Consider the following 14,551-nt stretch of genomic DNA (forward strand, 5'->3'; position numbering starts at 1 on the left):
ACGGCCCAACGCCGCGGTCTTGGACAGGATCGACAGCACCGTCACCGCCGGCAGCCGGGACAACTGGTCCAACCCGAGCGACTCGACCGCGACCGCCAACGCGACGATCACCCCATCCAGCACACCCTCAACCCCCGGCACCTCTACACCCAGCACCTCCACACCGGGCACCTCCACACCGGGCACCTGACGGGCCGGGGAAGAAGCGCTGGTGGAGGTTTTCATGACTCAAGTACACACCCGACCACTGACATTGACCCACCCGTAACCAGCCTCACCGGGAGGCTGTGGATAACTGGTGTGACCGGGAAGTTCATACTCCGAGTACACACCCGACCACCGACATCCGTCACCGGGCCGCGACCCGCAGATGACGGCGGTCAGCGGCGATTGTGACCGCGAGTGATAATCTGGGTCTCGTGCTGTTCGGTCTGCTTCTTAGTTGCCGCGACGGGGCCTAACGTCCAGGCCTCCCCGTCGCGGGGTTTGTCTTGCCTGATCCATCCATTCTTGCGAGGACACTGATGCAACAGAACACCACCCCGACCGCTGACAGCGCGCCGTCGACAGGCCACCCGAAACACGCCGCACCGGCGCGCCAGCCGCGCACGCTGGCGGAGAAGCTGTGGGAAGACCATCTGGTCGCGAAAGGCGAGGACGGAACCCCCGACCTCATCTACATCGATCTTCACCTCGTCCACGAGGTCACGAGCCCGCAGGCCTTCGACGGGCTCCGGCTCGCCGGTCGCCCGGTGCGCCGGCCAGACCTGACCATCGCCACCGAAGACCACAACACGCCGACGCTCGCGATCGATAAGCCGATCGCTGACCTCACGAGCCGCACTCAAATCGAGACGCTGCGCAGGAACGCCGAGGAGTTCGGGGTACGGCTGCACTCGCTGGGTGACGTCGAGCAGGGCATCGTCCACGTCGTGGGCCCGCAGCTCGGACTGACAATGCCGGGCATCACCGTCGTCTGCGGCGACTCGCACACGTCGACCCACGGTGCATTCGGCGCCATGGCATTCGGCATCGGCACCAGCGAAGTCGAGCACGTTCTCGCAACACAGACCCTTCCACTCAAGGCTTTCAAGACCATGGCGATCAACGTCGAGGGGACACTGCGCCCCGGCGTCACGGCTAAGGACATCATCCTCGCGGTCATCGCCAAAATCGGCACGGGCGGAGGCCAGGGTTACGTTCTCGAATACCGTGGTTCAGCCATCCGCGCGCTCTCCATGGAGGGCCGTATGACCATCTGCAACATGTCGATCGAAGCCGGCGCGCGCGCGGGGATGGTCGCTCCGGATGAGACGACATACGCCTACCTCAAGGGCCGCCCCCACGCACCGGAGGGTGATGACTGGGATGCCGCTGTCGCGTACTGGAACACCCTCGCGACCGACGAAGGTGCGACGTTCGACGCCGAAGTCTTCCTCGACGCAGACACGCTCGACCCGTTCGTGACCTGGGGAACGAACCCCGGCCAGGGCGTCTCGCTGAGCGACTCAGTCCCAGACCCGCACGCCATCGCCGACCCCAACGAGCGGGCAGCCGCTGAGCGTGCCCTCGAGTACATGGACCTCACCGCCGGGACACCGATGAAGCAGATCCCTGTCGACGCTGTCTTCATGGGCTCGTGCACCAACAGCCGTATCGAGGACCTCCGCGCGTTCGCATCCGTGATCGAAGGCAAGAAGAAGGCCGACGGCGTCCGCGTCATGGTCGTGCCGGGGTCTGCGCGTGTCCGGCTCGAGGCGGAGGCAGAGGGCCTCGACAAGATCATCACAGCGTTCGGGGCCGAGTGGCGCTTCGCCGGCTGCTCGATGTGCCTCGGGATGAACCCCGACCAGCTCGCGCCGGGGGAACGGTGCGCATCGACCAGCAACCGCAACTTCGAAGGTCGCCAGGGCAAGGGCGGACGCACACACCTCGTGTCGCCGCTCGTCGCGGCAGCCACCGCCATCCGCGGAACACTGTCCAGCCCAGCCGATCTCGAAGGAGCGCACTGACCATGGAGAAATTCACCACCGTCACCGGAGTCGCAGCCCCGCTCATGCGGTCGAATGTCGACACCGACCAGATCATCCCCGCTGTCTATCTCAAGCGCGTCACCAAGACCGGATTCGAGGACGCACTCTTCGCCGGCTGGCGCCAGGACCCCGAGTTCGTGCTCAACAGGCCCGAGTTCCAGGGGGCGAAAGTGCTCGTCGCCGGACCCGACTTCGGGACAGGATCGTCGCGGGAACACGCCGTCTGGGCGCTTCGTGACTTCGGATTCCAGGTCGTGCTCAGCGCGCGTTTCGGCGATATCTTCCGCGGCAACTCCGGCAAGCAGGGTCTGCTCGCCGCGCAGATCACCGAGGACGACACGAAAAAGATCTGGGCACTCATCGAAGCCCAGCCGGGAATAGAGATCACGGTCGATCTGGTTGCACAAACTGCCGCTATCGGTGACCTCACGGTTTCTTTCGAGATCGATGATTACACTAGGTGGCGGCTCCTCGAAGGGCTCGATGACATCGGCCTCACCCTGCGCAACGAAGCACAGATCACCCAATTCGAGGGCTCAAGAGAGTCATGGCGACCCACGACTCTTCCCATCAAGTAATCAGGCAGCGCAGGTACCACTTTTGACTTCACTTCTTCAGGATGCATCACGGGCAGGAGCCAGCGTGGGCCTCACCGGCGACACCATCACCATCCAGGGCGGTCGTCCCCTTCGCGGTCGCATCGAACTCAAGGGCGCCAAGAACCTCGTCACCAAGGCGATGGTCGCGGCGATCCTGGGTGAGACACCGAGCATCCTGCGTGATGTCCCCGACATCAGTGACGTCCGGGTCGTCCGCGGACTCCTCGACGTGCACGGAGTCAAGGTGACCAGCGACGAGGAGGGAGTTCTCCACCTCGATCCCTCCAACGTCGAGATCGCCCACATGGCCGACATCGACGCGCACGCCGGCTCGAGCAGGATTCCGATCCTGTTCTGTGGCCCGCTGCTTCACCGACTTGGTGAGGCCTTCATTCCGGACCTCGGCGGATGCCGTATCGGCGACCGCCCGATCGACTTCCACCTCGAGGTGCTCCGCCAGTTCGGTGCCATCGTCGAGAAGCTGCCGAGCGGCATCCGCATGTCTGCACCGAACGGACTCAAGGGCACGAAGGTGCACTTGCCGTACCCGAGCGTCGGCGCCACCGAGCAGGTTCTGCTGACCGCTGTGCGTGCCGACGGGATCACCGAACTGCGTGGCGCGGCGATCGAGCCCGAGATCATGGACCTCATCAACATCCTGCAGAAGATGGGCGCCATCATCACCGTCGACACGGACCGGGTCATCCGGATCGAGGGTGTCGAGCGGCTCGAGGGCTACTCGCACACCGCGCTCTTCGACCGCAACGAGGCTGCAAGCTGGGCGGCGGCAGCACTTGCCACCGAGGGGGACATCTTCGTCGGCGGCGCCCGCCAGCCCGAAATGCTCACCTTCCTCAACGTCTACCGCAAGGTCGGCGGCAAGTTCGACATCGCCGACGACGGCATCCGTTTCTACCACCCGGGTACGCAGCTCAATCCCGTCATCATCGAGACGGATGTCCACCCCGGCTTCATGACGGACTGGCAGCAGCCGCTCGTGGTCGCCCTCACCAAGGCGAAGGGTGTGTCGATCGTTCACGAGACCGTCTACGAGCAGCGCTTCGGCTTCGTCGACGCCCTCGTCGAAATGGGCGCGACGATCCAGGTCCACAAGGAATGCCTCGGCGGTCAGGCGTGCCGGTTCGGCCAGCGTAACTTCAACCACTCCGCTGTCATTTCCGGTCCCACGCACCTGCGCGGAGCCGACATCGTCGTTCCCGACCTCCGCGGCGGATTCTCCCACCTCATCGCAGCCCTGAGTGCGGAGGGAACGTCCAGGGTCTCCAACGTCGGCATCATCAGCCGTGGGTACGAGAAATTCATCACCAAGCTGGACCAGCTGGGAGCCGATTTCGTTCTCGAAGGCTGATCGCCCCGTGACGAAACCTGAGAAGCGCCGACGGGCGAGTCCCGAGAAGACCAAACCGTCGATCTACTGGCTCCTTGCCTCGATCGCACTCCCGCCAGCCGGGTTGATGATGAAGATCCGGATCCAGGATGGGTACAAGCTGCCCATCTCGGGCCCGTTCATCCTCGCCCCGAACCACTTCAGCGAGATCGACCCGATCGTCATCGGTGTCGCCGTCTGGAAGATGGGGCGCGCACCGCGGTTCATGGCCAAAGCCGGGCTGTTCAAGGTGCCCGTCATTGGTACCCTGCTCACCAAGTCCGGGCAGATCCCGGTCGAACGCGCCGGATCAACTCGCGGGAACGACCCGGTCCAGGCCGGTGGCGTGCTCGTCGAACGCGGGCAGGGCGTCGTGATCTACCCCGAAGGTTCGCTCACACGCGACCCCGACCTCTGGCCGATGCGCGGAAAGACGGGGGCCGTCCGGGTCGCGCTCGCCCACGGCATCCCGATCATCCCAATCGCCCACTGGGGAACCGACAAGGTCATGGCGCGGTACTCGCGGAAGATCAGCTTCTTCCCGCCCAAACCGATCGACGTCAAGGTTGGCGACCCCGTCGACCTTTCCGCATTCACCGACGAGCCCCTCAACGCTTCGACCCTCACCGCGGCGACAGCGGTCGTCATGAAAGACATCACGACGCTGCTCGAGGACCTCAGGGGCGAAAAGGCCCCGGCCGAACCGTGGGATCCCAGCAAGCACAACCAGAAGGACACGGGCCGATTTTGAGCCGACGACTCACCTCCCCGGCCCGTGTGACTGTGCTCGGAACCGGCAGCTGGGGAACCACATTCGGCAAGATCCTGGCCGACGGCGGCGCTGACGTCACCATGTGGGCACGTCGTCCTGAACTTGCCCGCGAGATCGCGAAGCAGCACCGCAACAGCGACTACCTTCCCGGTGTTCAACTGCCCCCGAACCTCACGGCGACATCCAATCTCGCCGAGGCACTCCGAGGCGCCCAGCAGGTGTTCATCGCTGTTCCCAGCCAGACGCTGCGGGACAACCTGGTTGCCATCCGGCCGTTCCTCGAACCCGAAACGATCGTCGTTTCGCTCATGAAGGGCGTCGAGAAACGTTCCGGTCTGCGGATGAGCGAGGTGATCCGCCAGGGACTGGAGATCGACCCGACCCGCATCGCCGTGGCATCCGGACCGAACCTCGCCCTCGAGATCGCGCGCGAGCAGCCGACAGCGGCCGTCATCTCCTCGGTCAGTCTCGAGACCGCGCAGGCCGTAGCGCTCCTCGCCCGCAACCGGTACTTCCGGACGTTCGTGAACACGGATGTCATCGGTACGGAGTTCGGGGGCGTTCTGAAGAACCTCATCGCGGTCGCCATCGGCATCGTCGACGGTGTCGGCTACGGCGAGAACACGAAAGCGTCGATCATCACCCGCGGACTCGTCGAGATGACGGACTTTGCCGTTGCCCAGGGCGCGCAGGCCGAAACGCTTTCCGGCCTCGCAGGGCTCGGCGACCTCATCGCGACCTGCCAGTCGCCGCTCTCCCGCAACAACACGGCGGGGCGGCTGCTCGGTCAGGGATATAGTTTCTCGGCGGTGGTCAAGCAGATGCAGCAGACGGCTGAGGGGCTCGCCTCGGTCGCGCCCGTACTCGAACTGGCCCGGTCGATCGGTGTTGAGATGCCGATCGTCGAGCAGGTCAAGCAGGTCCTCGACGGCACGCTCGACCCCAAAGACATTGCACCTCACCTCACGACGGACAGCGACGAGCCCCAGGGCGAAAGGATCAACGATGACGCAGAAGCGCCTGGTGGTGGTGTTGTTTGGAGGTCGATCAAGCGAGCATTCGATCAGCTGCGCGACGGCGGGCGGAGTCCTCGCGGCGATTGACCGCACCCTTTTCGATGTGATCCCCGTGGGCATCACCCGCGATGGCGCGTTCGTTCTCGAGGAGGACGAGCCGGCGAAGTTCGCTCTCGACCCTGCACGGCTTCCTGAAGTCGTCGACAACGGGACCCGCGTGCGCTGGCCGGACAGCATCCGCACCCGCGAGCTGCGCGTCGTCGATACCGAAGGCGCCGAGCGGTCGCTCGGCAACCCCGACATCGTGTTTCCGATCCTGCACGGCCCGTTCGGTGAGGACGGCACGCTGCAGGGCATGCTCGAGCTCGTCGGCTACCCGTACGTCGGCAGTGGCGTTCTTGCGTCAGCACTGGGTATGGACAAGCACTTCACCAAGACGGTCCTCGAGCACGCCGGCATCACGGTCGCGCCGTGGCGCACGATAACGGAACTCGAGTACCGCTCCAATCCGCAGCTCGCGGTGGAGGCGCTTTCGGTGCTCGGTTCTCCTGTGTTCGTCAAGCCGGCCCGCGCCGGTTCGAGCGTCGGTGTGAGCCGTGTGTCCGCGGCGTCCGAAATGGATGCCGCCATGCGCGTCGCCCTCGCCGAGGACTCGAAAGTGCTCATCGAAGCCGGTGTTCCCGGTCGCGAGGTCGAGATCGCGGTTCTCGGAGGCCGTCCGGGGCAGCCCGCCAGGGCATCCGTCGCCGGTGAGATCGTGATCTCGGGTCGCGACTTCTACGATTTCGACGCGAAATACCTCGACGCACCGGGCATCGAGCTGGTCTGCCCGGCTGAGCTGTCACCCGAGATGCTCGAAAAGCTGCAGTGGATCGCCGTGCGGGCGTTCGAGGCGATCGGTGCCGAGGGTCTCGCTCGCGTCGACTTCTTCCTCCAGCCCGATGGTGTGATCGTCGTGAACGAAGTCAACACGATGCCGGGCTTCACCCCGATCTCGATGTTCCCGAGCTGCTGGATCGCGTCAGGGCTCAGCTACAGCGACCTCATCACCGAGTTGCTTGACGTCGCCGCTGCACGCCGCGGCGCCTGACGGCGTTTTCACTCATTCCGGACGGATTCACCGGGCACGCCGGGTGAATCGGTCCGCAGCGGGTGAATTCGCGGGGCGCGGCGACTCAGACGATCACGTCGCTCTTGATGTAGCGAATCTTTCCGCCATCGTGTGGGATCGTTTCAACCAGCTCGAGCCGGACAGGAACCGCGTCGCCCACCACGTCGCGGAGCTCGCGGACGACCGAGTCCACCTCCTCCTCTGCCCGGGGTGACGAGCCGAGGATGCATCGAAGGACGATCGAGTAGTCAGCCTGCTGATGCACCTGGAATTGCCGAACGGCTTCGGGATTCTTGACGAAGATCTCCGTGAGGAAATCGCCCGCGATCACCTGGCCGTTCGGAAGCCTTGCGGACTCGGTCACCCGCCCGGCAACCGAGCTGATGCGTGGGAGGGTCACTCCGCAGCGGCAGACACCATCGATGGGTGACGTGCGGTCGCCGAGACGGTATCGGATCAGGGGAAACACCCGGTTCGTGAGGTCGGTGATGACCGTTTCGCCCGTCACTCCCGCTGCTACCTGGCGGTCATCAGTTCCGACCACCTCGACCTTCCTGAGGTCCGCGAAGGTGTGCATGCCGTCGTGTTGCGAGCATTCGCCTGCGATCCAGGGGAATTCTCCGCACCGGTAATGGTCATACACGGGGGCCCTGAAAACAGCTTCGATCTCAGTCCGCTGGGCGGGACTCATCGGAGCGGCTGTCACGGCGACGGCGACCGGTGGGCTGAGTGAGATTCCGCGGTCCTCGAGCATCCTGGCCAGCTCGACGATGCCTCCGACGTAACCGGTGAGGAGTGAGGGGTTCCATCGTCGCCAGTCCGAGATGAAGGCGTCAACGCTGCTGCGATCGAGACGGGATGTGTCCAACTGAAAACGGCGCGATGGCCACCAGCGCAGTGAATGACGCTGGGATTCCTTCTCCGACCAGAACTGCCGGTAGATCGTCGCGATGTTGTCGGACGGGTGCACTCCCCACCACCGGTACAGCCGCCACTCGAGTGCACGGACAGGGACGCGCCGGTCATGGAGGAGCTTGAGCGGCGCACTGGTGCTGCCACCCGTCCCGGCGGGTCGTGCGGTCTTCGGGTTCGCCTCGCTCGACGCGAACCTGTCGCTGTGCTCGCGGACTTCACTCTTCTCAATGATCGGGAGAGAGGCGAACGCCGCCGGATCCTCGAGGTCCTTGAGAGTGAAACCCGCGGCGCTGTAGCGATCGCGATAGTAGGGCGAATGCTCCATGGCGAATCGTGCGTGCGCGATTGCTCGCTGGTCCTGAAGGGCCTGCAGCCTCTCCGGGTCCATGTGTTCATGAGCGACGATCTCGCGGAATCGTTCACGGCTGTCGCGCAAAACGGTGGCTGTCTTGACGCTGAAGACAGCATGACGAATGTTGATGGTTCCTCCTTGAAGCCGACCAGCTGACTGTGGGAGAGCCTCCGAAAGCAACCCGGAGAAGCTAACCTGACACATGCTCATGCAAATGATGGCGCTGGCCGTGCCGCGCCGCAAGACCCCTCAGGCGATCGGTGCCGATCTCTATTCGAGGACGTCGTCGGGTGAAACGCACGCCGACGTGGCGGGGATAGCCTGCACCGCAGACGTGAGGTCGATGAGAGCGGTCGTGCCGGAGACGCCACCGGTCTCGTCGTCCGCGTTGATGACGACCTCGATCGCCGGCTCGCGGCCGTACGTGGTGTAGCGGTAGGTGTCGTTCGCGGCATCCGACTCGTCAGCGATCCAGTCGACCCCGTTGAGCGCGATGCAGGCATCGGTGGTCGGCCCTGGCGCGGGAACTCCGCAGTGCAGGATGACGGCGGCAGGGGCGCCCCACGCACCCGTCGCCTGCGCTGACGTCTCGCGCTTCGGCTTGTCTGCGACCGTGTCAGGCAGTCGAACGGTCACGTCGGCGCACGCCGGGTCATTGGCGTTATCCGCCGGTTCGAGGGGAACAGCCTGGACACAACCGGTCAGCAGCGTGGTCGCAAGGACGACGAGCAACGAAGTGCCGGTGAGGGAGCGGAGGGCGGTGCGGGAGATCATTCCTCTCAGGCTACCGTTGAACGCATGAGTGAACGCGGAGAGAACGCCGAGACGACCGAGGCCACGGACACCGTCGGTGACGTGCACGAGCTCGCGGTTCTCGACCGGATCTTCCCCTTGCTGCCGGTCTCCGACAGCCAGTTGCTCGGACCCGGAGACGACGCCGCCGTCCTCGCAGCCCCAGACGGCCGGTTCGTCGTGACGACCGACATGATGGTGCACGGCCCCGACTTCCGCCTGGCCTGGTCAACGCCCCACGACCTCGGCTGGAAGGCCGCAGCGTCCAACCTCGCCGACGTCGCCGCCATGGGCGCCCGGCCCACGGGACTTCTCGTGGCCATCGCTGCGCCGCGCGGAACGGCGGTGCGCGTTCTCGAGGGGATTTCGATGGGGCTGCGGGATGCCTGTGCGCGGCTCGCACCCGGATGTGGCGTCGTCGGCGGCGACATGTCCGTGTCGGACACCCTGACCCTCGCGATCACAGCGTTCGGCGACCTCGAGGGGCGGCCGCCGGTGCTCCGAAGCGGTGCTCGTCCCGGTGACATCCTTGCTCTCGCCGGCGACGCAGGCCGCGCCGCCACCGGGCTGCGATTGTTGTTCGAACAGGCCGTCGATCACAACGGGGTTCCGGACGCTGCTGTGGCTGCGGAATTGCGCGACCGCGAGCCGGACCTCGTTGGCGCGCAACTCGCCCCGTCGCCTCCGATCTCCTCGGGTGTCGACGCGGCTGTTGCCGGGGCATCCGCCATGCTCGACGTCTCGGACGGGCTCGCGCTGGACGCAGCTCGGATCGCGCGAGCCAGCGGAGTGCGTGTCGATGTGTTCCGGGGTTCCCTCGGCGAGAACCCGGAGGCGGCATTGCGCGGGGGAGAGGACCACGCCCTACTGGCGACTTTCCCGCCGGGGACGCCCCTGCCCGACGGCTTCCGCGTCATCGGACGGGTCGAGAGCGGGAGCGGCGTCACCCTCGACGGTCAGGATGTCAGCGGCGTGCTCGGCTGGGACCCCTACGTCGGCTGGGACGGGAACGCCGGCTGAGCCGCCGCTCGCTGCACCCGCTCGCCGTGCCGTTGCTTGCTCGGTCGACGTTGGTTGGAGCAGCGGCCGATCTTCGACCATTCGTGACCGAGCAGCGAGGTTCTCCAGCCACAAGTGACCGAGCAGCGCGGCACGCTGTCTAGGCCACTGGCGCCGGCTCCGCCCACCACACGAGGGTCTCGCCGTATTTCTTCGAGCGGATCGGACGGAGCCCGCCCGGCCAGGTCGGTTCGGGGGTGCGCTTGCTGCGCTCGACGACGACGAGCGCATCGGCACCGAGGACGCGGGGAAGCGCGGCAAGGTTGGCTGTCAGCTCAGATTCTGGCAGGTCGTACGGCGGGTCGAGAAACACGAGGTCGAAGGTGCCGACGGCGGATTCGAGATAGCTCTGCACCGACCGTGCTACGACCGTCACTGTGAGGGGAGTCGGCGCCGCCCTCTGTACCGCCCGCGCGTTGTCCTTGCACACCGCAGCGGCGGAGGCGGCCCGTTCCACGAGCACCACTTCGACGGCTCCGCGACTCGCGGCTTCGAGCCCAAGCGCACCTGAACCGGCGTAGAGGTCCAGCACCTGTGCCCCGTCGACGGCGTCGCGGGCGTCAAGAGCGGAGAACATCGCCTCACGCACCTGGTCGCTCGTCGGCCGGGTGCCCGACTTCGGCACCTTGAGGGGCAGGGAACCGGCGAACCCGGACACGATTCTCGTCACCCGCCAACAGTACCGGGGTGAGCGACGGGCGTCGGTGCCGATGCCTAGACTCGGAGTATGCCGACCGACCCGACCGCCACGAAACTCGACGGAGTGCTCGGCGGCCGAACGGCATCTGCTTTCAAACGCGCGTTCGGCGTCGTGACGGTCGGCGACCTCCTCGAGCACTACCCGCGCCGGTATGCGACTCGCGGAGAGCTGACGGCGCTCAGCCGCATCCCCGTCGGCGAGAACGTGACGATCGTGGCCGAAGTACTCGACGTGCGTGAGCGCCCCATGAAAGCCCGCCGCGGTTCGATCCTCGAGGTCCGGATCACCGACGGTCAGGGCATCCTGATTCTCACGTTCTTCAACCAGTCATGGCGCAGCAAAGAGCTCGCACCAGGAGTGCGGGGGATCTTCGCAGGCAAGGTCGGTGACTACAAGGGTGCGCTCCAGCTCGCTCACCCCGACTACGAACTCTTCGATGCAGCAGCGCAGGGGACGGGCGCCGATGCAGCGCGCAAGTGGGCGATGACGCCCATTCCGATCTATCCGGCGACGGCGAGTGTCGCGAGCTGGCAGGTGGCGAAGGCCATGTCGCTCGTCCTTGACAGTCTCGACCCGCTTCCTGATCCGCTGCCGCACGAGGTTCGCGAGCGGGAGAACCTCCTCGGCTACAGCGAAGCGATCGAGAAGATCCACCGCCCGCAAACGGATGCCGACTGGCATGTCGCGCGCGACACCCTCCGCCACCGGGAGGCATTCCTCCTGCAGGCCGCTCTGCTGCAGCAGCGGCAGATCGCCCGCTTCGAGGAGACCCAGCCGCGGGTTCCATCCGAAGGTGGATTGCTCGAACGCTTCGACGCCGCGCTCCCGTTCACCCTCACCGGCGACCAGCAGGACGTCGGTCGCGAGATCGCCGACGACCTCGCGAGCGCCGTCCCGATGAACCGACTGGTTCAGGGCGAGGTCGGCTCGGGCAAGACCCTCGTCGCTCTCCGCGCCATGCTCACCGTCGCCGAGTCCGGCGGTCAGGCTGCGCTACTCGCCCCGACCGAGGTCCTCGCGGGCCAGCATCTGCGCTCGATCGTCAAGTCGCTCGGTCCCGATCTCTCGGCGATCCTCATGCCCACGCTCCTGACCGGGCAGATGCCTGCCGCCGAGCGCAGGAAGGCGATGCTCCGCATCGTCAGCGGGCAGGCGAAGATCGTCATCGGAACCCACGCCCTGCTGAGCGAGAACGTCACCTTCTATGACCTCGGCCTCGTCGTCGTCGACGAGCAGCACCGGTTCGGCGTCGAACAGCGCGAGACCCTCCGGCAGAAGGGCCACCGGCCGCCGCACGTCCTCGTGCTGACGGCGACCCCAATCCCACGCACCGTCGCCATGACGGTGTTCGGTGACCTCGACGTCAGCACGATCCGCGAACTGCCCGCCGGCCGGGCCGGGATCGAAACGTTCGTGGTCGGCCTCGTCGATCACCCGGCCTGGATCCACCGCGTCTGGACTCGTGTCGCCGAAGAGGTCGCCGCGGGCAGACAGGCGTTCGTGGTCTGCCCGGCGATCGATGTCGGTGAGCCGGAGGACGATGGTGAACCCGCGGTCGACGCCGAACCTGCGGAACCGGAAGGTAAACCTGAGCGACCCAGGGCCACCGTCGCAGGGACCCTGGCCGAACTCACAACCACCGCGGCCACCAAATCCCTCAGGCTCGCAGCACTTCACGGGCGGATGCCGAGCGACGAGAAGGATGCCACCATGAGGCTCTTCGCGGCGGGCGGCATCGACGTCCTCGTGGCGACGACCGTGATCGAGGTCGGTGTCGACGTGCCGAACGCCGCTGCCATGGTCGTGCTCGACGCCGACCGTTTCGGAGTGTCCCAGTTGCACCAGTTGCGCGGCCGGGTCGGCCGTGGCGGACTGCCGGGGCTCTGCCTGCTCGTCACGGCCGCCGAGCCGGGCAGCATCGCGCGAGAGCGCGTCGATGCGGTCGCTGCGACACTCGACGGCTTCGAGCTCGCCCAGGTCGACCTCGAGCTTCGCCAGGAGGGCGACGTCCTCGGCAGCGCCCAGTCCGGCGGCCGGTCGTCCCTCAAGCTCCTCCGGGTGGTGCACGACGGCGACCTGATTGCTCTCGCCAGGTCTGAGGCGGCAGCGGTCCTCGACTCCGACCCCGCTCTGTCGGAGCATCCCGTCCTCCGCGCTGCCCTCGAGCAGCGCGTCGACGCCGTCACCCGCGCGGCACTCGCTAAGAACTGACGCGCCGTACCCGCTCGAACGGGGGTCATTGCCTCCCTGACGGTTTTCTGATGACCGTGGCCGCGCGGCAAACCTCCCCGGTAGGCTGAAAACATGAAGAGGATCGCTGTCGTTCCCGGCTCGTTCGACCCTGTCACGCTCGGTCACATGGATGTGATCCAGCGGGCAGCAGGTCTGTTCGACGAACTCCACGTCCTCGTCGTGCACAACCCGGGCAAGACAGCACTTCTGCCGATCTCCGAGCGGGTCTCCCTCCTGGAACGCTCCATCACGGATGCCGGCGATCCCGGGAACATCACGGTCGCCTCGTGGAGCATGGGGCTTCTCGTGGACTACGCGACCGATGTCGGGGCATCCGTGCTCGTGAAAGGCATCCGCTCCCAGGTCGACGTCGCTTACGAAACCCCGATGGCAATCGTCAACCGGCACCTCGCCGGCGTCGAGACGATCTTCATGCTTCCGAACCCGGCACACGCGCACGTCTCCAGCTCTCTGGTGCGCCAGGTGTCAGGCCTCGGCGGCGACGTCTCCCCATACGTGCCGCCAGCCGTCGCGCGATTCCTGCAGGCATCATGACCAGCCTGCCGACCCACGCGCCGACCGACGGTTCACCGGCCCTCGACGCCGACGTCGAGGGGATGCCGACGGCCGAGGCCCACAGGCTCGCTTCCGACATCATCCGCAACGTCGAATCCGTGATCGACGGCAAGCACGCTGCTGTGCGCACGGCTCTCACCGTTCTTCTCGCCGAAGGACACCTGCTCATCGAGGATGTTCCGGGTGTCGGAAAGACGATGCTCGCCAAGGCGCTCGCCCGGTCGGTGCACGCAACGGTCAGCCGAATCCAGTTCACTCCCGACCTCCTTCCGAGCGACGTCACCGGGATCTCGGTCTACAACCAGGCTGATCGCCGATTCGAGTTCAAACCAGGCGCGGTCTTCGCGAACATCGTCATCGGCGATGAAATCAACCGAGCGTCACCGAAGACCCAGTCAGCTCTCCTCGAGTGCATGGAAGAGCGCCAGGTCACCGTCGACGGTTCCACCTATCCGCTGTCGAGCCCGTTCACGGTCATCGCCACCCAGAACCCGATCGAGATGGAGGGCACGTACGCTCTTCCCGAAGCTCAGCGCGACCGGTTCATGGCTCGGATCTCGATGGGGTACCCCGACGAGGGCGCCGAGTTGAGCATGCTTTCCACTCGCGACATCTCCAATCCGCTCGCGTCACTCGAAGCAGTGGTATCTGCCGCATCCCTCCGGCGCATGATGGTCTCCGTCCGGAACGTCTATGTCTCCCCGAGCGTCAAGGAGTACGCCGTGGGGATCGTTCGTGCGACGCGCACGCACCCTGACCTCCGGCTGGGCGCCAGCCCGCGCGCAACCCTCCAGCTGGTGCGAGCGGCCAAGGGCCTCGCTCTCGTCTCCGGTCGTGACTTCGTGCTGCCAGACGACATCGATGAACTCGCCCTTCCCGTCCTCGGCCACCGGCTCATGCCCACCAGCCGTGCACTCGGTCACCACCAGCACGGTGACGAACTGATCGCCGACCTCGTCGGCCGAATCGTCGACACCGCCGTCGTGCCGCCATCGAACACGAGGTAG

Annotated in this window: 14 protein-coding genes; 10 read left to right on the forward strand and 4 right to left on the reverse strand. The window is 66.0% G+C overall.

Annotated features, from left to right (window positions below; genetic code table 11):
• The coding region (locus D9V29_RS14430; protein WP_147436307.1) for a hypothetical protein at window positions 1-225 on the reverse strand (225 nt) is incomplete at its 3' end.
• Window positions 226-524: 299 nt separating this feature from the next.
• On the opposite strand from D9V29_RS14430, the gene leuC reads away from it, so the two are divergent.
• The 6 genes from leuC (at window position 525) to D9V29_RS14460 (ending at window position 6,897) form a co-directional block, all read left to right on the forward strand.
• Window positions 525-2,012, forward strand: coding sequence for a 3-isopropylmalate dehydratase large subunit (gene leuC, locus D9V29_RS14435; protein WP_229790329.1), 1,488 nt, complete (start codon window positions 525-527; stop codon window positions 2,010-2,012).
• Window positions 2,013-2,014: 2 nt separating this feature from the next.
• Window positions 2,015-2,611 (forward strand): 3-isopropylmalate dehydratase small subunit, encoded by a 597-nt coding sequence (gene leuD / locus D9V29_RS14440; protein WP_121674033.1) that lies wholly within the window; start codon window positions 2,015-2,017, stop codon window positions 2,609-2,611.
• Window positions 2,612-2,675: 64 nt separating this feature from the next.
• Complete coding sequence (murA, locus tag D9V29_RS14445; RefSeq protein ID WP_121674034.1) at window positions 2,676-4,001, forward strand: UDP-N-acetylglucosamine 1-carboxyvinyltransferase; 1,326 nt, start codon at window positions 2,676-2,678, stop codon at window positions 3,999-4,001.
• Between the two features lie 7 nt (window positions 4,002-4,008).
• On the forward strand, window positions 4,009-4,770 hold the full coding sequence (locus D9V29_RS14450) for a lysophospholipid acyltransferase family protein (protein ID WP_229790331.1): 762 nt from the start codon (window positions 4,009-4,011) through the stop codon (window positions 4,768-4,770).
• Entirely contained in the window at window positions 4,767-5,894 is a 1,128-nt protein-coding gene (locus D9V29_RS14455; protein ID WP_121674035.1) for an NAD(P)H-dependent glycerol-3-phosphate dehydrogenase, read from the forward strand. Before D9V29_RS14450 ends, D9V29_RS14455 begins: the two co-directional genes overlap by 4 nt.
• A complete protein-coding gene (locus D9V29_RS14460) occupies window positions 5,797-6,897 on the forward strand; it encodes a D-alanine--D-alanine ligase family protein (RefSeq protein WP_121674036.1) in 1,101 nt (366 codons plus the stop codon). Before D9V29_RS14455 ends, D9V29_RS14460 begins: the two co-directional genes overlap by 98 nt.
• An 85-nt stretch (window positions 6,898-6,982) precedes the next feature.
• On the opposite strand, the gene D9V29_RS14465 is transcribed toward D9V29_RS14460, so the two are convergent.
• The gene (locus D9V29_RS14465) at window positions 6,983-8,365 is read right to left on the reverse strand and encodes a phenylacetate--CoA ligase family protein (RefSeq protein ID WP_183085047.1); all 1,383 of its coding nucleotides are present in this window, start codon (window positions 8,363-8,365) and stop codon (window positions 6,983-6,985) included.
• A 90-nt stretch (window positions 8,366-8,455) separates the two neighbouring features.
• Window positions 8,456-8,959 (reverse strand): DUF3515 family protein, encoded by a 504-nt coding sequence (locus D9V29_RS14470; protein WP_121674054.1) that lies wholly within the window; start codon window positions 8,957-8,959, stop codon window positions 8,456-8,458.
• A gap of 24 nt (window positions 8,960-8,983) precedes the next feature.
• On the opposite strand from D9V29_RS14470, the gene thiL reads away from it, so the two are divergent.
• Complete coding sequence (gene thiL / locus D9V29_RS14475; protein WP_121674038.1) at window positions 8,984-9,997, forward strand: thiamine-phosphate kinase; 1,014 nt, start codon at window positions 8,984-8,986, stop codon at window positions 9,995-9,997.
• Between the two features lie 139 nt (window positions 9,998-10,136).
• Here the strand turns inward: thiL and rsmD are convergent, their stop codons facing one another.
• Window positions 10,137-10,706 carry a 16S rRNA (guanine(966)-N(2))-methyltransferase RsmD gene (rsmD, locus tag D9V29_RS14480; RefSeq protein ID WP_121674039.1) on the reverse strand — a complete coding sequence of 190 codons (570 nt, stop codon included), beginning with the start codon at window positions 10,704-10,706 and terminating at the stop codon, window positions 10,137-10,139.
• A 57-nt stretch (window positions 10,707-10,763) separates the two neighbouring features.
• On the opposite strand from rsmD, the gene D9V29_RS14485 reads away from it, so the two are divergent.
• From D9V29_RS14485 to D9V29_RS14495, 3 genes are all read left to right on the forward strand, one after another.
• Complete coding sequence (locus tag D9V29_RS14485; protein WP_121674040.1) at window positions 10,764-12,947, forward strand: ATP-dependent DNA helicase RecG; 2,184 nt, start codon at window positions 10,764-10,766, stop codon at window positions 12,945-12,947.
• A gap of 93 nt (window positions 12,948-13,040) precedes the next feature.
• Entirely contained in the window at window positions 13,041-13,523 is a 483-nt protein-coding gene (gene coaD, locus D9V29_RS14490; RefSeq protein ID WP_121674041.1) for a pantetheine-phosphate adenylyltransferase, read from the forward strand.
• Window positions 13,520-14,551 carry an AAA family ATPase gene (locus D9V29_RS14495; protein WP_373294764.1) on the forward strand — a complete coding sequence of 344 codons (1,032 nt, stop codon included), beginning with the start codon at window positions 13,520-13,522 and terminating at the stop codon, window positions 14,549-14,551. Before coaD ends, D9V29_RS14495 begins: the two co-directional genes overlap by 4 nt.

Source organism: Mycetocola manganoxydans, assembly GCF_003667545.1.
Taxonomy (GTDB): Bacteria; Actinomycetota; Actinomycetes; order Actinomycetales; family Microbacteriaceae; genus Mycetocola_A; species Mycetocola_A manganoxydans.